This window comes from Exiguobacterium sp. s21, from assembly GCF_018617975.1.
Lineage (GTDB): Bacteria > Bacillota > Bacilli > Exiguobacteriales > Exiguobacteriaceae > Exiguobacterium > Exiguobacterium mexicanum_A.
In genome coordinates this window covers 200,743-222,298 of sequence record NZ_JACSLF010000004.1, presented here as the reverse complement: position 1 = coordinate 222,298, position 21,556 = coordinate 200,743, and the positions used below count along the sequence as shown (strand labels likewise).

Genomic DNA, 21,556 nt, shown 5'->3' with positions numbered 1-21,556 from the left:
ACACTCGCTCCTTTCCTTTTTCACTCGTTTCCTTATACAATTAAGGAAAGAGGTGATGTTATGTTTAGTCGTACTGAGAATGTTCAAACGTTCGTCCGGGCGTATCCACTCGTAACGCTGTTCATTGTAATCCAACTGCTCGTGTTTGTCATCGATTCTTTGGTCCCCGACCTCCGGATCGTCGCACTCGGCGGGTCATTCCATCTCGCACTCGCCCAAGGGGAATGGTACCGTCTCTTGACGGCCAACTTCATCCATTTAGGGCTCGGTCATTTGCTGTTCAACTCGTTCGCTTTGATTATATTCGGACCTGCCATGGAACGCATGGTCGGTCACATCAAGTTCGCCGTGTTCTATATCGTGGCCGGTGTGCTTGCCAACTTGCTCACGTTCTTCACGGTGAGTGAACTGTTCTACCTGCAAGCCGGTGCTTCAGGTGCGATTTTAGCGATTCTTGGCTTCTATGTGTACATCGGCCGGTTCCGCCGGACGCTCATCTATAGCCAGGACGCGCGACTCGTCTATATCTTCGTCGCCATTAGCGCCGTGTTCACGCTCATCGGGGCGAACGTATCACTTTGGGGACATGTGTACGGCTTCCTTGCCGGGTTCTTGCTTGCGGTCCCGCTTGCCCGGTTCGCGGTCCCATACTCGCGTCCGCTCCGTCATGGGAAGTACCAACCACGCAAGTATTCCCCGCCGATCATTCATACGGGTGAAGGCAAATGGATTTTTTACGTAATTGTCGGACTGGCCGTGTTCGGCCTGTTCGCCCGCTTTTTGTAATCACAAGTGCTCCTGAAAAGCAGACGGGTTTCGTCACGTGACCGATTTGTTTTCAGGAGCTTTTGTATTCGTGAAACATTTATCATATAGGGACAGCGATGAAGACAACATAAAAAACAGCCCGGCGCAACAGCACCGGACCGTGAATATGAATTAGATTTGATTTTTGTGACGAGCGTCTTGGAGCGCGTCGACCAAGTCTTTCACATCTTCGACGAGATTTTGAATCGTGTCTTGGTTCTCTTCGTAGAGCGCCTTCAAATCCATGACGCGATCTTTTAAGCTCCCTTTCGATGAGGCTTGAAGGCCGACCGAATGGCTTTGTGTTGACGCATCCTTCGACTTGAGTCGTGATTTCATATGTTTGAGCTGTCTGACTTGTTGTTCGCGCGTCTCTCTGTGGAGAAGCGATGCCCCGGCTCCGATGACGGCACCTGCGGCCATTCCCATCCAGAAGTAGTTCTTGTTCATAAAAAATCCTCCCCTAACATGACGTTATATTTATTATAAATCATCCGCTTCATCGACGACATAGTGTTTTATGATTGGACCGGCTCCTTTTTGTTCGACGGCTTCTTTCAGCCATTCTTGGAACAAGACATAGTCGGTCGAATCACGGAAACGATTTCCGCCCTCGGTGAATTGGATGAAGATAATCCCGTGGTGATCGTCCGGGTCGACACCGAGCCGATAGGCGGCAAAACCGCTATGGCCAGACCCAAGACGTGATTTGTCTTTCAACAAGCGATGGAACAAGAGCGACCGGGCGTTCGAATCGACCGGAATGTTCGCATAGACAATATTCCCTTTCGAGGCGAATTGTCCTTCCGCTTCTTCGATTTGAAACGTCTTCCCGCTTTGGAAGGGAGACTTGTCGCCTTCTGCGAGCAAAATCGTCTCGGTCCCGTTGGCGACAAGGATACCGGGTTGTTGACGCAATCGTTCAGCGACAGTTCCTGAGGCAAACGTCATGAACAGTTTAGACAAGCCCCTCACACCCTTTCGCGAGCATGATGTCTTTCTCCGTGATTCCACCTTCGTCATGCGTGGACACGGTCAATGTGACGTTCCGATACTCGATCAAGATGTTCGGATGATGATTGAGCTCCTCCGCCAAATCAGCGACGAGATGGACGAACTGAATCGCCTCTGGAAACGTCTCGAGCCGATACGTCTTTTGTAATTCCCCTTCAACAACATCCCAGCCATTTAAGCGGGATAGTTGCTCTGACAGTTCGGATGATGACAGCAGCATGTGCTGATTCCCCTTTCGCAAACGGTTCTTCTTACACCTAGTACCCGACCCCGATCAAAAATAATCTTTTTCGCATCACGCAAAATGATTTAGAATAAGAAGAATAGCCAACTATTCTTCACATGAGAGAGGAGATCTCGCCATGCGAGCATTGATTGTGATCGACTACACGTTTGATTTTATCGCAGATACGGGTCGTTTGACTTGTGGAAAACCAGGGCAAGACATAGAAGAACGAATCGTCCAGTTGATCGAGGAGTTTGCGGACGAGAATTATGTCGTCATCGCGAACGATGTCCACGACGCCGGCGACACGTATCATCCTGAGACGACGCTCTTCCCGCCCCACAACATTCGCGGTACAGAGGGCCGTGAATTATACGGTGCCGTCAAAAACGCGGCAAGCCGGGCCGACCATTGGATCGATAAGACACGCTACAGTGCCTTCGCCGGGACCGACCTTGATTTGCGTTTACGCGAACGGGCCATCACGGAAATCCATCTCGTCGGTGTGTGCACGGATATTTGTGTGCTCCATACGGCAGTCGACGCGTACAACCTCGGCTATACAATCGTCGTCCACGCCGATGCCGTCCAAAGCTTCAACCCAGTCGGACACGATTGGGCGCTCGAACATTTTGTCACGACACTCGGGGCCACTGTGACCGGGAAGTGACTTAAAACAGAAAGGAACGATTATGTTACATCGCAACTTAGCGCTTCACACCGACCTATACCTCCCACGTTGGATGTATATCTATTGGAAACAAGGCCGTCACAACGAACGAGTCGTGTTCGACCTCTATTATCGCTCGAACCCGTTCAGCGGAGGTTACGTCGTCTTCGCCGGCCTCCAAAATATCGTGCATTATTTAGAGAACGTCTCATTCACGGAAGAAGATATCCGCTACTTGAAACAGCAACTCGACTTCGAGGACGAGTTCGCGGATGTACTCCGTAACTTCAAGTTCACGGGCTCGCTCTACAGTGTCCGTGAAGGAGAAGTCATCTTCCCGAACGAACAAGTCGTCCGCATCGAATCGACGATCTTTGAGGCGAAGCTGTTCCAGACGGCGCTCTTGAACATCGCCAACCACGAATCACTCATCGCGACGAAATACGCGCGCATCCGCCAAGCTGCGCCGAACGAGACACTACTCGAAGGCGGTGCTCGTCGCGCCCAAGGCGTCGATGCTGCGTACTACGGAACACGGGCCGCCTATATCGCCGGTTTCGACGTCACGAGCTTGGTTTCGGCCGGACGTGATTTTGACGTCCCGACCGGTGGAACGATGGAGCACGCCGATATCCAGTTCCACGATGACGAACTCGAGGCATTCCGCTCGTTCGCCTCGATGTACCCGGACAATACGAGCCTGTTGATCGACACGTACGATACGCTCAAGTCAGGTCTCCCGAACGCGATCACGGTCGCCAAAGAACTTGAAGCGAAAGGCTACCGCTTGAAGTCGGTCCGACTCGACTCGGGTGACTTGGCCTACTTGTCGAAACGGGCCCGAAAAGCATTGAACGCGGCCGGACTCGATTACGTCAAAATCGTTGTCTCGGGCGACCTCGATGAGTACGTCATTCAAGACTTGCGGATGCAAGGAGCTGAAGCCGATACGTTCCTCGTCGGGACGCGCGGTATCACGGCCTATGAGCAACCTGCACTCGGTATGGTGTACAAACTCGTCGCCCGCGAAGGCGCCGACGGGAAGCTGAAGCCGGTCATCAAAGTGTCGTCTTCGAAAGTGAAAACGACGACTCCGCACAAGAAAGAATTGTATCGCATCATCGATAACGAGACCGGGAAGTTCAAAGGTGACTATATCGCCCTTGCCGACGAACCAGTCGAGTCGTATAACGAGATTGACTTGATTGACGTGCGAGACCCCGCGTTCCGCATCAAGACACGTAACTTTAGCGTCAAACGTTTGCTTGTCCCGATTTTCCGAGACGGCGAACGCGTCTATGAGTTACCGAACGCAAAAGAAATCCGCACGTATCATCACGAGCAGATGAACGGTCTGTGGGAAGAGTACAAACGACTCCGCTTGCCGGAAGTGTACTCGGTCACATTCAGTAAACCGCTCTGGGACTTGAAGCTCGAAATGATTCGTCAAACTCGGATCCCGAAATAAAAACAAGAGGCTGCGGATTTTTTCCGTTAGCCTCTTGTTTTTATGCCGTCGTCATCTCATTCGCATGGATCTTATCTTCTTTTCTCCGAAAGTAAAGGGCGATCGAAAGAGAGATCAAAATCAATATGAAGTAAACGGTCCGTTGCCAAAACGTCGCTTCCGTATCCCCTCGGAACAACGCGATGATATAGTCACTCCCGCTCACGAAGAACAAGCCCGCGAGCAAAAGGAAGATTCGATATCCGGCCCGACTCCGCTCCTGCTTTACTTTGAAGAAAAGGACACCATAATAACCGATTGCTAGAATCGCGATATACCCGATTATGCCAACAACCCAACTCATCTTGATGCCTCCTTGTCCTCTATTTTTTTACGTCGCTTCCCCGCTATCGTAACACAATCTTCGAATCAGACTGTGTTAAGATGAGTTAAAGAAAATGTGGAAGGGATCGATACGATGAAAACGTTCCGCCTAGTCCAAGTTCGCCTCGTCCAAGACGAGTACGGCAACGAGTTGAACCTGCCCGTCGAACTGCTCGATGGGTTGATCATCTCAAAAGAGCACGACAACGAATGGCTCCTCGAGATGCTCGTACCGACTGAATTTGCCGTCACGCTTCATCATTACTTGAATAAACGAATCCTGCTCCTCGCCGAGGCCGTCATCACGTCTCCGGCGAACCGGCCGGCCGCCCTCGCGCTGACGTTCACGAGCGAACGGTCGCTCAGCGACCATCACACGTTCGTCGCGGAAGGGCTCATGCTGATGCCGAAACAAGATCCGACGAAGCAAGTGCTCGATTCGTTGATTTCTGAAGGCGTGGCCCACGCCGAACTCAAACCGTCCTTCTTCGAAAAACAAATGGAGCAACAGCAGTCGTTCAGCCGCTCCGCCTTCACTCAGCTCGTTAAGACAGGATCGTTCGAATAAGTCGAACGGTCTTGTTTTTCTTTCCCCGTTTTTTCAAATATCTCAACCCAAAAAGGCGAAGAAATTTCTCCGCCTCAAATGTAGATGAAAAACAAGATGACCATCATCGTCATTCCGACGACTTTGAGCATTGTACTGCCAAGGAAAGCAAGTACCGTCCCGACACCGATACTCCACGCCTCACGCGTCGATTTACCGAGCGTGAGCTCCGCTAGAAACGCGAAGATGAACGGGAAGATGAGCACGCCGACGAGCGGGAAGATGAACGGACCTGCGATCAATCCGATCGTCGCTCCCCACTTCGCCCGTTCGGAACCGCCTCGTTTATCGACCGTCGCCCGAGTGACGATATAGTCGACTACGAACAAGAAGATCAAAAATACGGTTTGCCAAAGCCAAAACGTCCATGTGAGCGGCTCGAACGAGAATCCAAAACCGTAAATCATATAACCGATGAATAAGAACAAGACGCTCGGGATGACCGGATAGATCAGACCCGCGAACGCGACAACAAACGATGCGATGATGAAAATCCAGAGCAATGTCGTCATGAGCTTCTCCTCACTTCGCGACGATCACATTCGTAATATGGTCGGCGACATTGACCGCCTTGACCACGAACTGACCATCTTGATATTCGATATAGTTCGAGCAGGCGTTGCGCATGGCGTGGCGGAACGTATACGTGTCGTCAATCGCCGATAAGGCGGCTTTAATTGCATGTGAATGACAGACGACGATGATACGTTTTCCAGCATGTGCCTCGACGATGTCTTCCATGCCGCTCAAGACCCGGGCCCGCATCTCATCTTCTGACTCGAGACCCGGGACGCGGTCTTGATCATCGGCTTGGACAGCTTCGTAAATGCCAGGCACCGGTTTTCCCGACGCATGACCGAACTCACGCTCGATGAACCGTTCGTCCTGAATAATCACGCCTGGGTCAATGCCGCACGCCTCTGCGATGTAGCGGGCCGTATCCATCGCTCGCGAAAGCGGGCTCGCGACGATCACGTCCCATGATTCTTGGCTTAAAAAGGCCGCACTCTCTTCGGCCTGCCGATGTCCGAGTGCGTTGAGCGGGATATCTTCCCGCCCCTGAATGATTTCTTGAAAATTCCAATCGGTCTGACCATGTCGGACCAAACAAAGTTCTGTCACGCGAGTCACTCCTTTTTGATTCCTCAATCCTACCCCATCGTACCATCTTTGAAAAAAAGCGCAACGTCACATCATCGCGTCATCGATGAAACGATCGATCCGGACCATGAGTTGTGTTTCTTTGATCGGGTTATCGGATTGGAGGAAACTCGCTAACGAATGGGTGCCGTTCGGAAAAGAAATCAATTGCACGTTCGCGCCGACCTCGCTCGCATGCTCCACGAAATGGAGTGCTTGCCCGAACGGAACGATGGGGTCTTTCTTCCCATGCAAAAGGAGAATCGGCGGGGCATCATCGTACAGATGCGTGACCGGAGAACACTTCACCATCAGTTCGCGCCACGCCTCACGACTACCTTCGTAAAACTTCAAATGGGCGAGCCACGTCTGGATGAACTTGAACAACAAGAAGTTCGTCGGCGGATAAAGGGCGATGACACCTTTCACCGGCGGCACGTCATCGCCGAGTTCTCCTATAAACTGCTTGCTTCGGTCGAGTGCTGTCGCAAGGACAAGGGCCGCGCCTGCCGAGTCGCCCCAGACAATCAATTTGTCGATGTCAAGATTGAGCAGACCGTCGTGTTGTTTGAGATAGCAAAGCGCATCGGAGACGTCGATGATGTTGTCCGGGAAATAGACCCCGTCCTCGAACAGACGATAATCGATGCTGATGACCGCGAATCCTTTGGCGAGGAAGTGGTCGAGCAATGGATGGAACAACGTCACCATGCCTCGATTCCCTCGAACGAATGCCCCGCCGTGTGCATAGACTGCGACCGGAAATGGTCCTTCGCCGGGTGGGTAGTACACATCAAATTGGAGCGGACGGTCATTGACAATCTTGTACGTGTGAGTCCGGCGTTTACGGGTCGAGGGACACACCGGCAACTCAGGCTCTTGCCAACGCACGAGCGATCCGTATTGGTTCCATACGCTTGCCCCGGCTGCGGTGGCGGCCGCGAGCGCCGCACCACCGACGAACCAGGCGGTCTCCTTTCTCATATACATCCACTCCTCGTTCTTTTTTAATCATATTCCCTTTTTCTCGAAAAACCATCCATCTGAAGTCGGACTTGACGTGTTCGCATTCGCCCCCTATAATATAAAACGCAGTCTCAGAACGTAACGGTTACGATTTAAAGGTTTTATATAGAGAGGACAGGTGGAGAGGGTTATGAACAAAAAACTGTTAGGTGTCGCCGCTGCCGGGACACTTTTATTAGGTGGTTGCGCAAGCAATGAAGAGGGCGGTGCCACAGAGGAAGCCAACGACCAGTTGACCGTATATGCGTCGACGTTCGCGTTGAAATCATTCGCCGAGGAGATTGGCGGAGACCGCGTCCGCGTCGAGATGGTCATCCCACCTGGTGCAGACCCGCACACATATGAGCCGACCTCAAAGCAAATGACAGACATCGCCGAAGCGGACTTGTTCTTGACTGTCGGCCATGACCTCGAGCCATACGTCGAGTCGATGGAGAAAAGCTTGGCCAATGAGAACGTCACATTCGTGAAAACAGCCGAAGACATCACCCTTTTATCGGCTGATGACACGGTCCACGTCCACGGTGAGGACGAGCATAGTGAAGAAGACGAGCACGGACATGATGACGATGACCATGCTGAGGAAGAAGCCGGTCATAGTGAAGATGACGGCCATAACCACGGTCAATACGACCCACACGTCTGGCTCGATCCAATGAATGCTGTCTCGATGGCCGAAGCGGTCGAAGCGGCCTTCAGTGAACAGGCCCCTGACTATAAAGACGAGTTCGTGGATCGCTTGAGCGCCTTTAAAGAAGAAGCCGACACGCTCGACGCCGAGCTGAAAGCGGCAGTCGAGGGCGGTTCGAAGTCAGAGCTACTCGTGACGCACGCAGCCTATGGCTACCTAGCAGAGCGCTACGGATTTGACCAACTCCCAATCGCAGGTCTCACGCCTTCGGAAGAACCGTCACAACAGGCGTTGAAGCGCGTCATCGAAGAGGCTCAACTTCACGACTTGAAATACATCGCCTTCGAGGACACGGTGACACCGAAAGTCGCCCAGGTCGTTCAAAACGAAATCGGCGCGGAGACGGTGACGATCTATAACTTGGAATCGGTCACGAAAGAACAGATAGACAAGAGTTACTTCGATCTCATGCGCGAGAACGTCAAAGCGCTTGAGACGACATTGAAATAAGACAAAAAACTCGGCGCTGCGGCGTCGAGTTTTTTTGTCTAAATGGTATGACTAGCATTTGGCGTTGTCCTGTAGAATTCGTTCCGCGACCAAGACGTAGACTATAGAAACCAAAACGCCTACGGTACCTGGTAAAACGGCGACAATTGGGTCGGCCAAATATGAGGCCGGGATTAGGTAAGTTAACAAAACCTTAACGCCATAGAGTGCGATTAAAGCCGTAAGTAGAATTAAAGTAATCGTTTTTTTCTTCACATTCGCGAAAAATTGACGTTCAGTTTGATTTGTCTCATCTGCATTCGTTATACCTAACCAAGATAACATTCAGCGAACCTCCATGATCATCACACTTGTAGCACTTCTTCCCCATTAGTTCACGTGAATCGAGACTAGAAGTGACTGACATCTTTCCTAATTATACCATTTAGACGATCTTACTCATAATAAATCAATACGAGCTCATCCCGTTCAATCGCTTCTTCGCAGAATCGTTTCAGCAACGTCCATTTGAGCCATACATCATCGAGGCCTTCATGGTCGACGAACGCCATGTCGGCGACACCCTCTTTCGTGAACGCGTTCATCGCGTCTTTGACGATGTGGAGCAGTTGCGGCGTCAAAATCCCGACGACGACCGCCTGCTTCTCGTTGACGATCAACTCTTCCCCAATGACCGCCATCTCCAAGTTATACGTGTCATCCCCATCGATATAGACTTCGATTTGCCCGAGAATTTTTTGGAACCGTTCAATGTTCGGGAGCGTCAACGTCTCATACGTGTCACGCTGTTGAGCGTGAACGTGCAACAGCCAATCTAAAATCATTTCCGGGTCTTGCCCGAACGAGACCCATACTTCTGGGGAAATGCGTATATAATGTGTCGTCTCCATGATTGAACGCCCCCCTTTTCTTCAGTTTACCCATCTTTTAGGCGCAAAAAAACCGCCTACGTGTTTTCGTAGACGGTTTGTCGCTTATGAACGAATCGTGCCTGTCTTGACTTCTTCCTCTTCTGCCGTCTCCCAAGCCTCGATGTACTCGCGGCCTGGCAAGTTGTCGATCGAATCGGCGTAAAATACCGGGTCATCACCTTGACGGCGTTGCTCCAAGTAATCGTCGAGGACGAGACGAGCGACTTTCGCGAGACGGAAAATCGCATACAAGTTGACGAGCGCCATAAGGCCCATGAACACGTCCGCAATCGACCAGACGAGACCGGCCGAACGGACGGCTCCGAAGAGGACCATACCGACGACACCGATGCGGTAGAGCGTGACGTAAATCTTTTTATCCGAGATGAACTGGATGTTCGTCTCACCGTAGTAGTAGTTTCCAAGAATCGAGCTGAACGCGAACAAGAAAATCGCGATCGTGAGGAACGATGTCGCCATCGGACCAATCTCAGCCGTAAGCGCCGCTTGTGTCAATTCAACACCTGCGAACGACTCCGATCCGGCTACACCTGACAACAAGATGATCATCGCTGTCGACGTACAGACGAGAAGCGTATCAACGAAGACGCTGAACGATTGAATCAAGCCTTGCTTGACCGGGTGCGATACTTCCGCTGTCGCCGCCGCGTTCGGGGCAGAACCCATTCCGGCTTCGTTCGAGAAGAGACCGCGACGAATTCCTTGGAGCACCATCGCTCCGATGGCACCGCCGAACAGTTGCTGCAGACCGAACACGCCTTCTGAGAAGATCAAACCGAACACTTCCGGCAATAATGATGCGTTTGAAATCATGACCCATCCTGCGAGCAAGATATAGCCACCGGCCATGACCGGGACGATGATACTCGAGAGCACGGCGATCGACTGAATCCCACCGAAGATGACGATTGCTGTGACGACGGCCAAGACGAGACCGACTGTCGTCGTGCTCACGCCGAACTGATTGCTCATCGAGAGCGAGATTGTGTTCGACTGCACCGAGTTGAAGGCGAATCCGAACGAGAACGTGATGAGAATTGCGAACAAGATCCCCAGCCAACGTTGACCGAGGGCGCGCTCCATATAGTACGCCGGGCCTCCACGCCATGTGCGTCCGTCCCGAATCTTGTAGACTTGTGCGAGCGTGCTTTCTACGAACGCCGAAGCCGATCCGATGAGGGCGATGAGCCACATCCAAAAGACGGCTCCTGGACCTCCGAGCGCGATTGCTGTCGCGACACCGGCGATGTTACCCGTTCCGACGCGGGCTGCTGTCCCGATCGCGAACGCTTGGAATGACGAGACTTGGCCTTGTTCACGTTTCATGCCGTCTTTGAACAAGAGGCGGAACATTTCAGGCAACATCCGGAACTGGACAAACCCCATCCGGACGGTGAAGTACAAACCTAAGGCGACAAGGACAACGATTAGCACTGATGACCAAAGCAAGTCGTTGGCTGATGAAACGAGACCTTCTACGAATTTCTCCATCTTTAAATCCTCCGTGTATGTATGAGTTATAAGAAAAAGTTATGTCAACTTTCTTTACATGAGTAGAATTATAGGAAAAACGTCTAAGAATTGCAATCTTTTTTCGACAAATTTCACATGAGCTGTCGAACAACAGAAAAAGCGACCGGTCAAGTGACCGATCGCCCATCCTGCATCATTTGATTAGATGAAGAGGTTCAAGTTGCCGCCTTCAGCCGCCCCGAGGTATGCTGCCACACCACCGAGATCGATGCCGTCGATCAACTCTTCTTCTTTGATTCCCATGACGTCCATCGACATCGTACAAGCGACCATTTTGACGCCTGCTTCTTGAGCCGATTTGATCATTTCGTCAAGTGATGGCACATTTTTGTCGCTCATCACTTTTTTCATCATCTTTTGACCAACTCCACCGAAGTTCATGTTCGAGAGTGGAAGTTCACCCGCATGCGATGGCATCATCATGCCGAACATCTTCTCGAGACCTTGTTTCTTCACTTCCGGTGCATCTGGCTTACGAATGACGTTGAGTCCCCAGAATGTGAAGAACATCGTCACGTCTTTGCCCATCGCCGCCGCACCTTGGGCGATGATGAACGAAGCGAGCGCGCGGTCGAGATCTCCGCTGAAGACGACCATCGATGCGCCGTCTGTCGCTGGTGCCCCTGCTTGTACAGCCGCAGGACCATTACCTTTTTGAAGAATTGCTTCCACGCGACCGTTCACGAACTGTTTCGAGACGAGCTTGTTGCCGGTTTTCTTAGCCCATGCTTCGATGTCTGCAAAGAAACCAGGGTCACTCGCGAGGACACGAAGCGTCTCGCCTTCGCCGAGCTCGGCTACTTTTTTATTTACTTCTAAAATTGGTCCCGGGCATTGCAGACCGCATGTATCTAGGAAAATCGGTTCCCCGACTGGTTCATTTGTCATTGCTGGCGGTGCCTCCTCCGTTACTGTTGCGGCAGTCTCACTCTCTGCCTTCGTGCCTGCCTCAATGGCATCAAAATCACGTTTTACTTGTGACCATGTTTTGTAGCCACCGCTCAAGTTTTTCACCTTGAAGCCGTTTTGACGCAAGATACGGGATGCGAGATATCCGCGAAGCCCGACTTGGCACGTCACATAAATCGTTTCGTCTTTGCTGTAGTTGTCCAAATGATCGCGTAGCGAGTTGAGCGGAACGTTGATTGAACCAGGAATTTTGCCAAGTTCATGTTCTGACTCGTCACGGACGTCGAGCAATGTCGCGCCGTTTTGGACCAACTCGTCAATCTCGTTCCAGTGCACGACTTCGTTATCGCCGAGGACGACGTTCGACGCGACGTAACCGATCATGTTGACTGGATCTTTCGCTGAGCTGAACGGTGGTGCGTAGCTGAGTTCAAGGTCTGGAAGGTCAAGGACCGTCAAGCCACCTTTCATCGCTGTCGCAATCACATCGATTCGTTTATCGACGCCGTTCATCCCCACGCCTTGCGCCCCGTAGATTTCACCTGTCGTCGGATGGAACAAGAGTTTGAGTGATACTGGTGTCGATCCTGGGTAATAACCCGCATGTGAACCCGGGTGCACGTGAACGGCTTCGAATTCTTTACCAGCTGCTGTTAAACGTTTTTCGTTCCAACCTGTCGAAGCAACTGTCATATCGAATACTTTGGCAATCCCAGTCCCCATCGTTCCGTTGTATTTAACGTCACGACCGTTGATGATATCAGCGACAAGACGGCCTTGGCGGTTGGCCGGCCATGCAAGCGGAACGACCGTCGGCTCTTTAAAGATATAATCGAGTACTTCGACAGCATCTCCGATCGCGTAAATGTTCGGATCTGACGTGAGCATCTTCTCGTTGACGCGGATGGCGCCGCGGATGCCTGTTTCAAGTCCTGCTTCCGTTGCGATTGACGATTCTGGCACGACGCCGATTGACAAGACGACCATATCGGTATCGATGACGCGACCGCTCTTCAAGTGGACACGTTTCCCTTTCTCAGAGAACGAATCGACACCGTCAGAAAGTTGAAGGTCGACGCCATGGAGACGCATGTGTTCGTGAACAGGTGATACCATCTCACGATCGAGCGGTGTCATAACTTGGTCGGCCATCTCGACGAGCGTGACCTCGACGCCGCGCTCACGTAAGTTTTCAGCCATTTCGATCCCGATGAAACCGCCACCGATGACTGTCGCGTGTTTCGGCGCTTTGTCGTCAACGTAGCTGCGGATTTTATCCGTATCCGGAATGTTGCGGAGCGTGAAGATGTCTTCTGCTTCTTCAATTCCAGGGATGTTCGGACGAATTGGTTTCGCTCCTGGTGACAAGACGAGTACATCGTACGACTCATCGTATGTTTCGCCCGTCTTAACGTTTTTCACCGATACCGTCTTCTCGGCACGGTTGATTTTTGTCACTTCCGTCAAGTTGCGGATGTCGAGTTGGAAACGTTTATTCATGCCCTCGACCGTTTGGACGAGCAATTTTTGACGATCTTGAATCACGTCACCAATGTAATATGGAAGACCACAGTTCGCGAACGAAATGTATTCGCCCCGGTCGAACATGACGATTTGGTTCTCTTCGTTTAAGCGACGAAGGCGTGCGGCTGCTGAAGCGCCACCGGCGACTCCACCGACGATTACGATTTTTTTACTCATTGCTCATTTCCTCCTTTGACGACTTCACCAGGCCAGCTCATCAAGCCATCTTCTATATTGATCACTTTATAACCTTTCGCTTCCATTTGCCAAGTTGCTTGCGTGCTGCGAGCACCTGAACGGCAGAGAACGATGTATTCTTCTTCAGGGTCGAGTGTCTCGATCCATTCCGAAATTTCAGATAGCGGATAATTGCTCGCGCCAGCAATGTGCGCTTCTTGGAACTCGTCACGTTCACGAACGTCGACGATGTTCACTGGTACTTCAAAATCCATTTGACGTTTTAAAGCAGATGCTTTCATGTTCATTTACCCATCCTTTTAATCTAGGATGTTTCACTTATTTATTCGTCATCTTGGTAGCGGGCGTCCGACGAAAGTTTGTGATTCATTGAACATATCGCTTCCACGTCATAAATATACCCCCTATGGTATTTGATTGCAAGGGATTTGTTTGACGAAACGGTAAACTTTCAAAAAATCTTTATCTCAAACGTTGTGGCTCGACACATACTCCCCCACGTATTAAGATGAGACTACACAATAAATAGTTGGGTTACTGAACGATTTGAATATAGAGGTGAATCTAATGGAACAGTATCAATACGATGCGAAAGTATTGAACCGGATGAAACGAGTCGAAGGACAAATCCGGGCCATCATCCGTATGATGGAAGAAGGGAAAGAGTGCCGCGACGTCGTGACGCAGTTGAGCGCGGCTCGTTCGGCACTCGACCGTGCTTCGACCATCATCGTCGCGAAGAACTTGGAGCAGTGCATCATCACCGCCCAAGAAGATGGCGAAGATACGTCAGAAACCGTCGAAGAAGCCATCAAAATGTTGATGAAACGCTAGTTCCCCTTGCTTTCCCTCCGCAAATGGGAGAAAGTTAGAGTAACGACTTTTAAGGGGGACTTGTTTGTGAACTTCGAAGAAAAAGTAGAATCATTTAAAGCGCTCGTCGCTGAACGCAATATGACGTTCAAAGAGAGCGAGACTGAAACGCACGTCACATTCTTGACGCGTGAAACGACTAAATCCGGGGCTCAGCCCGTTATGATTATCGCCTTCAATAAAAAGACGACGGATGCGGAACTTTATGCCGCGACAGTCACACACGTGCCGGACTACGTGGAAGACCTACCGATTCTTAACGCCTTGAACGAGTTCAACCAAGAATTCAAATACTTCCGTTGCGTACTCGATAGCGACCGTGATGTCACGCTCGCCTCGACGCTCGACCTCGACCTCGGCTTCTCGCCAGAGATCATCTTGCAACATTCATTCATGATGTTCCAAGCGGCCGATGAAGTGAACGAGTACATGCAGAAGTTGTATACGCAAGTCCAATAACAAACAGCCGCCCCGGACGAATCCAGGGCGGCTGTTTTTGAATCATTCTTTCGATTGTACTCGTATAAGGAGCAAAAGGAGGAATTGCTGATGATGACACGTTACACCCGTTACCTCGAAGCACTCGAAGGAATCAAGGGAGCGACAAAGTGGTTCACCGATGATTTCCGACGTTTGATGGCCATCAACTATGCCATGCACGATACCCCGTTCGATTCGGGACGGTTCGAACACGCTCAAGCGGTTCTGAAACAGAAGACCGGCATGTTCTCGAAATTTCGCGGCAGTACTAATTTTGTCTGGCTGTCGTTTCTCGATGCCAAGTACGAAGACATCGAACCGGCCATCGACGAGGCACTCCGGCTCGATACGTTACTCGACCGGAAGCACTTCCGTTTCAGTATGTTGCGGCCCTTTATCGCGAGCCAACTGATCAACGTCGATGAGCCCGAGCGCCGGCTCGATGAGGCAAGCACACTCTATCAAACGTTCAAACGAAACCATCCTTGGCTGACGAGCGAAGAAGATCTCTTGTCTGCCCTCGTCCTCGTTCAAGCGTTCGATGACCATGTTGCGCTAAATGAACGAATCGAGACGTATTACGAAGCGTTGAAAGCCGAGTTGCCCCGCTCAAACGAGCTCCAACTCGTCTCCCATCTACTTGCTTTTAGCGACTTGCCTTCAGACGAGGTCATCAACCGCCTGCTCGAGTGGCGCACGCGGCTCCAAGGACAAACAATCGCTGTCAAAAACGAGCATCTGCCAGCGCTCGCCCTCTTGGCCATCGTCGCGGCTCCGAACGACAACGACGAGCGCGACCTGATCGAAATCACGAACGCCGAGAAGGAAAAGCATCGCTGGTTCCACACCCACGCGTTGACGGTCGCCCTGCAACTCGTCGCGGCAAACAACATCAAGGAAGACGCGAGCGATTTACTGTTACACGGGACGTTCGCCCACCTGCTCGCCATGCAACAGGCAGCAACGGCCGCGACGACTGTCGCCATCATCTCTAGCAGCGCTTCAAGCGATTAAAAAAAGAAGGGTCGCCCCTTCTTAAGAAAATAAATACCAGCTGAGACAACCGAGCACAAACACCGAGTTGGCGATTTCGACGATCCCGATCCTCATGATGGGGATCTTTTTGCCGTAGAACGCGACCGCCCGGACGAGACTTGGCGCGTAAGCGAGTGCCAAAACCGGATAGCCGAACGCGATGAAGATGGCGACAAGCAAGGAGTGATACCCCCATGATACGTTTCGATAGAATAGACTTTTTTTCTCTCGAATCATCGTCTTGACGAAAAAGATACTTCCGAGGAAATATAAGTACGGCAAGACGAACATCCACATCATTGTCTCGTCCAAGACCCGTGCCCCGAGATAATAACTCGCCATCCCGCCGATACAAAATGAAGTGACGGCGCTGACGTCGTTCCAGACGTTGCGCTCGTCTTTGATTTTGGCGAAATAGGCGTTGACGAGTCCGAACGGGATCATGGCGAGGACGAACCAGACGAGACGCCACTCGGACAGAAACACCGGGACGGCGGCGACGGTGGCAATCGTCAAATACGCCACGACCGTACGCAACAGTTCCTTAGACTTCTTCCGTTGCTTGATGTATTGGAACAAGAAAAACGTGCCCATATAAACGAATAACCAAGCGATCGCGAACGGGATGTGCGCGAGCGTCCACCCTCCGACGATACCGCCGAGTAAGAACGGTAAGATCAGCATCGACCAGGCGCCGTGCTGTTTTGGAATCATCCATGTCATGTGACTCCCTCCTTCTATGTTTAGTGTAGAGCAACAGCTCCAGAAAGCGCTGTGACGTTTGTTACTGTTCTCCGCATATTCGATTTCTCATGTCCCTGTTACATAAAACGATTGTCTATTTAGAATTTTATTTCGGTATGCTAGAAGTGATTCGAATGAGAGGAGACAGAACAGTGACCCGTCAACCAAATCAAAGAACCAGCCGTCCCATATTCAAAGTCATTTTTGGCTTGATTTTTATTCTTCTGATTGCCGGAAGGGCTCCATTACCACTCACATTCACGACATCGTTCGTTCCGTTCGAAGTCAATGAACCTAATTATCTCCCAATCGAAACAACGAATCACTACTCCAATGTCGTCAATTTGAGTCAAGTCAAACTTGTATACGAGAACGACGTCGAATCGTTGACGATATGGGCCACGACAAACCTAGGCTGGAATCACGTCACTAGTTGGGACGAGTCGATCAAGTTATCGGATGGCTCGAGCGGATATTATACAGAAGTTGATCAAACAAAAATGGTTAGTTGGCAATACGAAAATGTTGAATACGCAATCGACTATTCAGGGAGTCGTCTTTCAAAAGAAGAGTTACTAAAGATTGCGAGTTCAATCGAGAAGTAAGTAATGACAAGCTCCTTTAAATACGCCATTAAAAAAACGATCTCACGCGAGATCGTTTTTTGTTTTTAGTTTGGTCACACTTGGCACGGTTACTTCGACCACATCGTCCGTCAACATTTTCGTGACGACACGACCTGCGATCGAGACCGCGAGAAGCGTATAAAGCGCGTTCGACAGCGGCAAATAGATGAGCGAAATCGCCAAGACGATCACATCAAATATGACGAGAATCGTCCCGACCGATACGCCGGTCCATTTTGATAGGCCGAGTGCGAATAAATCGTCGCCTCCGGTCGCCCCGCCTGACTTCAAGACCAGACCGAGACCGTAACCGGTCACAATCCCGCTCGCGATGGCGGCAAACAACGTTGCCGGCCAGACTTGAATGTCGAATGTGAGTAAATCCAATCGGTCCCACATCGCATAACTGAGCGATAACGACGCGGCGGCAAGCACGGCTTGTCCGACGAAGCGCCAGCCCTTCCACCAAAGGGCAATTAAAAAGAAGGGGATATCGAGTACGATCATCGAGATCGCTGGATCGATATCAAATAAATAGCGGCCGAGCAATGCTAGCCCGACGAAGCCCCCTTCTGCCAAACCAAACTGTTCATTCAAATAATAATAACCGAACGCCATGATCAGCGTTCCGAGCACTATGGTAGCAACTCGTTTCATTCCGATTGTCCTCCCCGTTTTCAACGGAGAGGAGGATCCTCAGTCGTAGCCGCGGTTCCATCTGTTCCATCTCCGATCTTCCGTTTGTTGATTTTTACATTGATGTCGCTTGTAAAAACTCAACGCTAGAAGTCCGGCAATTGAAACAGAGGCCATGTCCTCTCGGTATCCATAAAGACCTTCCTTTCCCAAATTGCGTGTAATCATGAAACTATTTTAACACATTTTCAAGACTATTTCATTAAATGTATATTTAGTGTAGATTACGTTTCGGTAAATCTTTCTTCCCGAACCACCACCAGTTCCAGTCCCCGAACACTTTCATCAAAGACGGTACGAGCAAGATGCGAATGATTGTCGCGTCGATGAAGATGGCGAGCGCGATGCCGACACCTAGCTGTTTGATTGGGCTGACGCCGGTGAAGGCGAACGCTCCCGTGACGACGATCATAATGACAGCGGCCGACGTGATGATTTTACTCGTCTTGGCGAGCCCCATCTCCGTCGCATAGTCGTTATCCCCGGTCTCCCGATAATATTCTTCGATCCGTGAGACGAGGAACACTTCGTAGTCCATCGACAGGCCAAATACGAGCGAGAAGATAAATACAGGGGTCAAAATACTGATCGTCTCGGCGTCATACACGTAACCCGATTCGAAGATGATGACGAGCAGCCCGAACGTCGCCCCGAGACCGAGCACGTTCATGATAATCGCCTTAATTGGAATCAAGACCGAGCGGAACGCCCACATGAGAATGACCATCGTCGCCAAGATGACAGTCACGACCGCATACGGGATGCTGTCATAAATCTCTTCATAAATTTCTTCGTTGAACGCGGCCGGCCCTCCGACATCGAAACCTTTGTCGCGCCAATCACGGACGAACGCCTGCGCGTCCTTATCACTCGGCGGGACGTTGAAACTGACGTTGACGAGGGCAAGGTCTGTATTTCCTTCAAGCGTGACGAGACGTTCGAACGCCTCAAGTTGCTCTGGTGCCGCTTCAGCGAGTTGTTGGAACTCGGCTGGTTCGAGACCGGATGCCGTCAAGAACGTCGTGACGTTGTCGACAATCGGATCCTCGGATAGCTCATCAGTGAGTGCGGTCAATTCATCGAGAATCATCGAATCGGTCAAGTCATTCGTCTCAAACAAGAGCACCGCATCGGTCGACGTCTCTCCGAACACGTCGTCCCACCGCTCAAGGGCGGCCCGTGACTCGTACGAGGTCGGGAGCGCATCGGCGTCCGGGATGTTCAGTTCGAGGTCACGGACGAACCAGAGGCTTGGCAGTAGCAGCAAGAGCGCGACGAGCGTCATCGTGACGGGACGTCTCATGACGAAGCGGGCCAACTTCTGCCATCGCACTTCCGAGCGCGTCTCATTCGTCTTGACGAGCCGTCCTTTATTGATCGTGTCTCCGACGATGTACAGGGCAGACGGCAACAATGTGAGCGCGGACAAGACCGCACCGGCGACGGCAATCAACGCACCGAGGGCAATCGCTTGGAACACGTCGACTTGGATGAACAACAACCCAGCCAGTCCGACGAAGACGCAAAGTCCTGAGAATAGAATCGAGCGTCCAGCCGTCGCGACCGTTCGGACGATGGCCGCCTCACGTGACTTCCCTTTCGCGAGCTCTTCCCGGTACCGGTTGACGAGCAATAAGGAGAAATCAATGCCGAGCGCGATGGCAATCATCGCGACCGCATTCAACACGAAAATAGACAGTTCCATCGTCTGGGCAAAGAAGAATAGCGAGCCCGCTGCCACGATGAACGTGATTAAACCGACGAATAATGGCATGACTGCGGCGAGCGGCGTCCCGAAGACGAGCAAGAGGACGAGCAACGCGACCGGGATTCCAATCAACTCGGCCCGAATCAAGTCATTCTTTGACGCCTCGTTCAAGTCATCCGCGAAGACCGGCTCTCCAGTCAATCGCACGTCTGTATCCGTATCTCGAATCAAGGCGCTGCGGACGTCTTCAATCGACGTCTCGGCCGTATCGTAGTCCTCGAACTCGAGCAATAAATAGGCGACGTCCCCATCGCGTGCCTCCGGATTCTCGGCTGGCGTGATCACGCCATCGACCCCATCGACTTCGACGAGTCGATCGCGTTGCTGCTCGATGACCATATCAAGGTCACCACCTTCCAACAAGACGATCATCGAGGCACCGGCCCGGTCGAACCGGTCGTTCAACGTATCTTCCACTTGGGCGAAGCGCCCGTCTTGAATCGCAAATCCATTGCCGCGCAGTTCACTTGGCAACTGTAATCCGAAATATACCGATACCGCGAGTAAAACCGTCCAAATCAACACGACAGCGTAGCGCCATCGGACTAACGCTTGTCCTAATCGTTCCATCCCTGTCCACTCCTCTCCATCTAAGAAGACTGTTCCCGTTTTTTTCGGGATTCACCAAGTCTTCGTAAAAAAATCCTGAACCATGGTCTGGTCCAGGAGCATCAACGCTCGAACACTTGAAGCCAACTATGGCAAAAGCGGCGTGGCGTTGACAAGACGACAAGTCGGTCGCCCGGTTCGTCCAATAAGACGACTTTCAGTAATTCAGTTTCAGCACACACTTCAGACGAGAACACTTCGCGATCGCGTTCAAACAGTTGGAACGACGTCATCGATGTGATCGCGGTCGTCTCGCCGATTTGATCGACGATGGCCAAATCGCGGTCACCTCCGTATGGAATCATCCAAGACGCGCTCGACGCAACATTCTCGACCACGAACTGTTGATTCGGTTCGTCGTACAGCGTCACGAGGCCCGGTGCCGTGAATCGTTCGAAATCATAGGTCGGCTGATAGGCAAGTTCGATGATACTCCCGAACTCGGGGACCTCTTCGTAGCGGCTATACCGGAACGTGTGGTCGTTCAAGTTCAAAGCGACAATGTCTGATTCGGCCGAGTAAAGAAACAGGTCGTCTCCTGACCAGTGGTGCAGGTTACTGAACCAATCGTCATGAAACGTCCGTGGGATCGGATGACGTTCCATCGTCCCGTTTGTTAAATCCATGACTCCGTATGTCTGTAAATCCCGAAACAGCGCGACGGCTCGTCTGCCATGAGGTTCAATATATAGTGCGCACGGTGCCCATTTCCACTCGAGTTCCCATCGGATTTGGAACGTCTCGTCAAAAAACAGAAAACCGGTTTGCGCCAAATACAACATCCATCCTCCACCAACGCGCTCCAACCATTCAACCGTTTGATGAAATTGATAGTCTGCTACTTGTTTGTACATTTGATCACTTCCTAGTTTCAGCTTAGCAACGCCCCACGCATTTTTCGATTTTGAATGTGTTCACAGAACACATTCTCCATGCGCCTGATTTTCCTGTATACTGGCATTAGCATACCCTGAATGTGAAAGGAGGAACCTCAATGCGCCCACTTCAACTCTCTCCCGAGACGGCGGTCGAGCTTGCTAAAAAGCTGAACATTCCGCTCGAGGAGCTCATGCATATGCCAAAACACATCATCGTGAAGAAGATGATGGAACTGGAGGCAGCCAAAACTGAAACGAACGAGGAAAAGGAGACGGAATGACGTCTCCT

At 51.3% G+C, this 21,556-nt stretch carries 25 protein-coding genes; 10 read left to right on the top strand and 15 right to left on the bottom strand.

Annotated features, from left to right (window positions below; translation table 11 throughout):
- Positions 1 to 60 precede the first annotated feature (60 nt).
- Complete coding sequence (locus KNP06_RS07215; RefSeq protein WP_214709351.1) at positions 61 to 786, top strand: rhomboid family intramembrane serine protease; 726 nt, start codon at positions 61 to 63, stop codon at positions 784 to 786.
- 153 nt (positions 787 to 939) lie between these two features.
- Here KNP06_RS07215 and KNP06_RS07210 read toward each other — a convergent pair whose 3' ends face one another.
- Genes KNP06_RS07210 through KNP06_RS07200 form a run of 3 tightly spaced genes read right to left on the bottom strand, consistent with a single transcriptional unit; the run spans position 940 to position 2,041 of the window.
- On the bottom strand, positions 940 to 1,257 hold the full coding sequence (locus tag KNP06_RS07210; RefSeq protein ID WP_214709349.1) for a hypothetical protein: 318 nt from the start codon (positions 1,255 to 1,257) through the stop codon (positions 940 to 942).
- 33 nt (positions 1,258 to 1,290) lie between these two features.
- Entirely contained in the window at positions 1,291 to 1,773 is a 483-nt protein-coding gene (locus KNP06_RS07205) for a hypothetical protein (protein ID WP_235420248.1), read from the bottom strand.
- The gene (locus KNP06_RS07200; protein WP_214788388.1) at positions 1,766 to 2,041 is read right to left on the bottom strand and encodes a 4a-hydroxytetrahydrobiopterin dehydratase; all 276 of its coding nucleotides are present in this window, start codon (positions 2,039 to 2,041) and stop codon (positions 1,766 to 1,768) included. The genes KNP06_RS07205 and KNP06_RS07200 overlap by 8 nt, the downstream gene beginning before the upstream one ends.
- Positions 2,042 to 2,183: 142 nt before the next feature.
- On the opposite strand from KNP06_RS07200, the gene KNP06_RS07195 reads away from it, so the two are divergent.
- Positions 2,184 to 2,717, top strand: a complete 534-nt coding sequence (locus KNP06_RS07195) for a cysteine hydrolase family protein (RefSeq protein WP_214709345.1) — start codon at positions 2,184 to 2,186, stop codon at positions 2,715 to 2,717.
- A 22-nt stretch (positions 2,718 to 2,739) separates the two neighbouring features.
- Positions 2,740 to 4,185, top strand: a complete 1,446-nt coding sequence (locus KNP06_RS07190) for a nicotinate phosphoribosyltransferase (RefSeq protein ID WP_214788385.1) — start codon at positions 2,740 to 2,742, stop codon at positions 4,183 to 4,185.
- A 40-nt stretch (positions 4,186 to 4,225) separates the two neighbouring features.
- On the opposite strand, the gene KNP06_RS07185 is transcribed toward KNP06_RS07190, so the two are convergent.
- Positions 4,226 to 4,528: a hypothetical protein gene (locus tag KNP06_RS07185; RefSeq protein WP_034780857.1), complete on the bottom strand. Its 303-nt coding sequence runs from the start codon at positions 4,526 to 4,528 to the stop codon at positions 4,226 to 4,228.
- 114 nt (positions 4,529 to 4,642) lie between these two features.
- Between KNP06_RS07185 and KNP06_RS07180 the strand changes: the two genes are divergently transcribed.
- Positions 4,643 to 5,116, top strand: coding sequence for a YwpF-like family protein (locus tag KNP06_RS07180; protein ID WP_214788382.1), 474 nt, complete (start codon positions 4,643 to 4,645; stop codon positions 5,114 to 5,116).
- Positions 5,117 to 5,190: 74 nt separating this feature from the next.
- On the opposite strand, the gene KNP06_RS07175 is transcribed toward KNP06_RS07180, so the two are convergent.
- The 3 genes from KNP06_RS07175 to KNP06_RS07165 form a co-directional block, all read right to left on the bottom strand.
- Entirely contained in the window at positions 5,191 to 5,667 is a 477-nt protein-coding gene (locus KNP06_RS07175) for a DUF456 domain-containing protein (protein WP_034780856.1), read from the bottom strand.
- Between the two features lie 10 nt (positions 5,668 to 5,677).
- A complete protein-coding gene (locus KNP06_RS07170; protein ID WP_138860038.1) occupies positions 5,678 to 6,277 on the bottom strand; it encodes a histidine phosphatase family protein in 600 nt (199 codons plus the stop codon).
- A gap of 66 nt (positions 6,278 to 6,343) precedes the next feature.
- Entirely contained in the window at positions 6,344 to 7,279 is a 936-nt protein-coding gene (locus KNP06_RS07165; protein WP_214710652.1) for an alpha/beta hydrolase, read from the bottom strand.
- 172 nt (positions 7,280 to 7,451) lie between these two features.
- On the opposite strand from KNP06_RS07165, the gene KNP06_RS07160 reads away from it, so the two are divergent.
- Complete coding sequence (locus KNP06_RS07160; RefSeq protein WP_214788379.1) at positions 7,452 to 8,462, top strand: metal ABC transporter solute-binding protein, Zn/Mn family; 1,011 nt, start codon at positions 7,452 to 7,454, stop codon at positions 8,460 to 8,462.
- Positions 8,463 to 8,896: 434 nt separating this feature from the next.
- On the opposite strand, the gene KNP06_RS07155 is transcribed toward KNP06_RS07160, so the two are convergent.
- The 4 genes from KNP06_RS07155 to KNP06_RS07140 all read right to left on the bottom strand — a co-directional run bounded on the left by KNP06_RS07155 (position 8,897) and on the right by KNP06_RS07140 (position 13,845).
- On the bottom strand, positions 8,897 to 9,352 hold the full coding sequence (locus KNP06_RS07155; RefSeq protein WP_138860041.1) for a DUF1877 family protein: 456 nt from the start codon (positions 9,350 to 9,352) through the stop codon (positions 8,897 to 8,899).
- Positions 9,353 to 9,436: 84 nt separating this feature from the next.
- Entirely contained in the window at positions 9,437 to 10,885 is a 1,449-nt protein-coding gene (locus tag KNP06_RS07150) for an alanine/glycine:cation symporter family protein (RefSeq protein ID WP_214788376.1), read from the bottom strand.
- A gap of 183 nt (positions 10,886 to 11,068) precedes the next feature.
- Positions 11,069 to 13,537, bottom strand: a complete 2,469-nt coding sequence (locus KNP06_RS07145; RefSeq protein WP_214788373.1) for a CoA-disulfide reductase — start codon at positions 13,535 to 13,537, stop codon at positions 11,069 to 11,071.
- Positions 13,534 to 13,845, bottom strand: a complete 312-nt coding sequence (locus KNP06_RS07140; protein WP_251128478.1) for a rhodanese-like domain-containing protein — start codon at positions 13,843 to 13,845, stop codon at positions 13,534 to 13,536. Before KNP06_RS07140 ends, KNP06_RS07145 begins: the two co-directional genes overlap by 4 nt.
- Positions 13,846 to 14,125: 280 nt before the next feature.
- Between KNP06_RS07140 and KNP06_RS07135 the strand changes: the two genes are divergently transcribed.
- From KNP06_RS07135 to KNP06_RS07125, 3 genes are all read left to right on the top strand, one after another.
- Positions 14,126 to 14,392 (top strand): metal-sensitive transcriptional regulator, encoded by a 267-nt coding sequence (locus tag KNP06_RS07135; protein ID WP_138860044.1) that lies wholly within the window; start codon positions 14,126 to 14,128, stop codon positions 14,390 to 14,392.
- 66 nt (positions 14,393 to 14,458) lie between these two features.
- Positions 14,459 to 14,890, top strand: a complete 432-nt coding sequence (locus tag KNP06_RS07130) for a type III secretion system chaperone family protein (protein WP_016509669.1) — start codon at positions 14,459 to 14,461, stop codon at positions 14,888 to 14,890.
- Positions 14,891 to 14,980: 90 nt separating this feature from the next.
- The gene (locus tag KNP06_RS07125) at positions 14,981 to 15,925 is read left to right on the top strand and encodes a DUF4003 family protein (protein ID WP_251131562.1); all 945 of its coding nucleotides are present in this window, start codon (positions 14,981 to 14,983) and stop codon (positions 15,923 to 15,925) included.
- A gap of 21 nt (positions 15,926 to 15,946) precedes the next feature.
- Here KNP06_RS07125 and KNP06_RS07120 read toward each other — a convergent pair whose 3' ends face one another.
- Positions 15,947 to 16,669: a YwiC-like family protein gene (locus KNP06_RS07120; RefSeq protein WP_214788370.1), complete on the bottom strand. Its 723-nt coding sequence runs from the start codon at positions 16,667 to 16,669 to the stop codon at positions 15,947 to 15,949.
- An 89-nt stretch (positions 16,670 to 16,758) separates the two neighbouring features.
- Between KNP06_RS07120 and KNP06_RS07115 the strand changes: the two genes are divergently transcribed.
- Positions 16,759 to 17,295, top strand: coding sequence for a DUF4367 domain-containing protein (locus KNP06_RS07115; RefSeq protein WP_353048602.1), 537 nt, complete (start codon positions 16,759 to 16,761; stop codon positions 17,293 to 17,295).
- Positions 17,296 to 17,337: 42 nt separating this feature from the next.
- On the opposite strand, the gene KNP06_RS07110 is transcribed toward KNP06_RS07115, so the two are convergent.
- The 3 genes from KNP06_RS07110 to KNP06_RS07100 all read right to left on the bottom strand — a co-directional run bounded on the left by KNP06_RS07110 (position 17,338) and on the right by KNP06_RS07100 (position 21,243).
- Positions 17,338 to 17,973 (bottom strand): YitT family protein, encoded by a 636-nt coding sequence (locus KNP06_RS07110; protein WP_214788367.1) that lies wholly within the window; start codon positions 17,971 to 17,973, stop codon positions 17,338 to 17,340.
- A gap of 253 nt (positions 17,974 to 18,226) precedes the next feature.
- Positions 18,227 to 20,350 carry an MMPL family transporter gene (locus tag KNP06_RS07105; protein WP_214788364.1) on the bottom strand — a complete coding sequence of 708 codons (2,124 nt, stop codon included), beginning with the start codon at positions 20,348 to 20,350 and terminating at the stop codon, positions 18,227 to 18,229.
- A 101-nt stretch (positions 20,351 to 20,451) separates the two neighbouring features.
- Complete coding sequence (locus KNP06_RS07100) at positions 20,452 to 21,243, bottom strand: hypothetical protein (RefSeq protein ID WP_034780841.1); 792 nt, start codon at positions 21,241 to 21,243, stop codon at positions 20,452 to 20,454.
- Positions 21,244 to 21,383: 140 nt separating this feature from the next.
- On the opposite strand from KNP06_RS07100, the gene KNP06_RS07095 reads away from it, so the two are divergent.
- Positions 21,384 to 21,548, top strand: a complete 165-nt coding sequence (locus KNP06_RS07095) for a YycC family protein (protein WP_214788361.1) — start codon at positions 21,384 to 21,386, stop codon at positions 21,546 to 21,548.
- Positions 21,549 to 21,556: the final 8 nt, after the last annotated feature.

Excerpts from the sequence above, each read along its gene's own strand:
- KNP06_RS07135 (WP_138860044.1), top strand. The coding sequence starts at position 14,126 with ATGGAACAGTATCAATACGATGCGAAAGTATTGAACCGGATGAAACGA.
- KNP06_RS07175 (WP_034780856.1), bottom strand. The coding sequence starts at position 5,667 with ATGACGACATTGCTCTGGATTTTCATCATCGCATCGTTTGTTGTCGCG.
- KNP06_RS07105 (WP_214788364.1), bottom strand. The coding sequence starts at position 20,350 with ATGGAACGATTAGGACAAGCGTTAGTCCGATGGCGCTACGCTGTCGTG.
- KNP06_RS07180 (WP_214788382.1), top strand. The coding sequence starts at position 4,643 with ATGAAAACGTTCCGCCTAGTCCAAGTTCGCCTCGTCCAAGACGAGTAC.
- KNP06_RS07210 (WP_214709349.1), bottom strand. The coding sequence starts at position 1,257 with ATGAACAAGAACTACTTCTGGATGGGAATGGCCGCAGGTGCCGTCATC.
- KNP06_RS07160 (WP_214788379.1), top strand. The coding sequence starts at position 7,452 with ATGAACAAAAAACTGTTAGGTGTCGCCGCTGCCGGGACACTTTTATTA.
- KNP06_RS07100 (WP_034780841.1), bottom strand. The coding sequence starts at position 21,243 with ATGTACAAACAAGTAGCAGACTATCAATTTCATCAAACGGTTGAATGG.
- KNP06_RS07215 (WP_214709351.1), top strand. The coding sequence starts at position 61 with ATGTTTAGTCGTACTGAGAATGTTCAAACGTTCGTCCGGGCGTATCCA.
- KNP06_RS07125 (WP_251131562.1), top strand. The coding sequence starts at position 14,981 with ATGATGACACGTTACACCCGTTACCTCGAAGCACTCGAAGGAATCAAG.
- KNP06_RS07155 (WP_138860041.1), bottom strand. The coding sequence starts at position 9,352 with ATGGAGACGACACATTATATACGCATTTCCCCAGAAGTATGGGTCTCG.
- KNP06_RS07120 (WP_214788370.1), bottom strand. The coding sequence starts at position 16,669 with ATGACATGGATGATTCCAAAACAGCACGGCGCCTGGTCGATGCTGATC.
- KNP06_RS07140 (WP_251128478.1), bottom strand. The coding sequence starts at position 13,845 with ATGAACATGAAAGCATCTGCTTTAAAACGTCAAATGGATTTTGAAGTA.
- KNP06_RS07185 (WP_034780857.1), bottom strand. The coding sequence starts at position 4,528 with ATGAGTTGGGTTGTTGGCATAATCGGGTATATCGCGATTCTAGCAATC.
- KNP06_RS07095 (WP_214788361.1), top strand. The coding sequence starts at position 21,384 with ATGCGCCCACTTCAACTCTCTCCCGAGACGGCGGTCGAGCTTGCTAAA.
- KNP06_RS07165 (WP_214710652.1), bottom strand. The coding sequence starts at position 7,279 with ATGAGAAAGGAGACCGCCTGGTTCGTCGGTGGTGCGGCGCTCGCGGCC.
- KNP06_RS07145 (WP_214788373.1), bottom strand. The coding sequence starts at position 13,537 with ATGAGTAAAAAAATCGTAATCGTCGGTGGAGTCGCCGGTGGCGCTTCA.
- KNP06_RS07190 (WP_214788385.1), top strand. The coding sequence starts at position 2,740 with ATGTTACATCGCAACTTAGCGCTTCACACCGACCTATACCTCCCACGT.
- KNP06_RS07195 (WP_214709345.1), top strand. The coding sequence starts at position 2,184 with ATGCGAGCATTGATTGTGATCGACTACACGTTTGATTTTATCGCAGAT.
- KNP06_RS07110 (WP_214788367.1), bottom strand. The coding sequence starts at position 17,973 with ATGAAACGAGTTGCTACCATAGTGCTCGGAACGCTGATCATGGCGTTC.
- KNP06_RS07150 (WP_214788376.1), bottom strand. The coding sequence starts at position 10,885 with ATGGAGAAATTCGTAGAAGGTCTCGTTTCATCAGCCAACGACTTGCTT.
- KNP06_RS07200 (WP_214788388.1), bottom strand. The coding sequence starts at position 2,041 with ATGCTGCTGTCATCATCCGAACTGTCAGAGCAACTATCCCGCTTAAAT.
- KNP06_RS07115 (WP_353048602.1), top strand. The coding sequence starts at position 16,759 with ATGTCCCTGTTACATAAAACGATTGTCTATTTAGAATTTTATTTCGGT.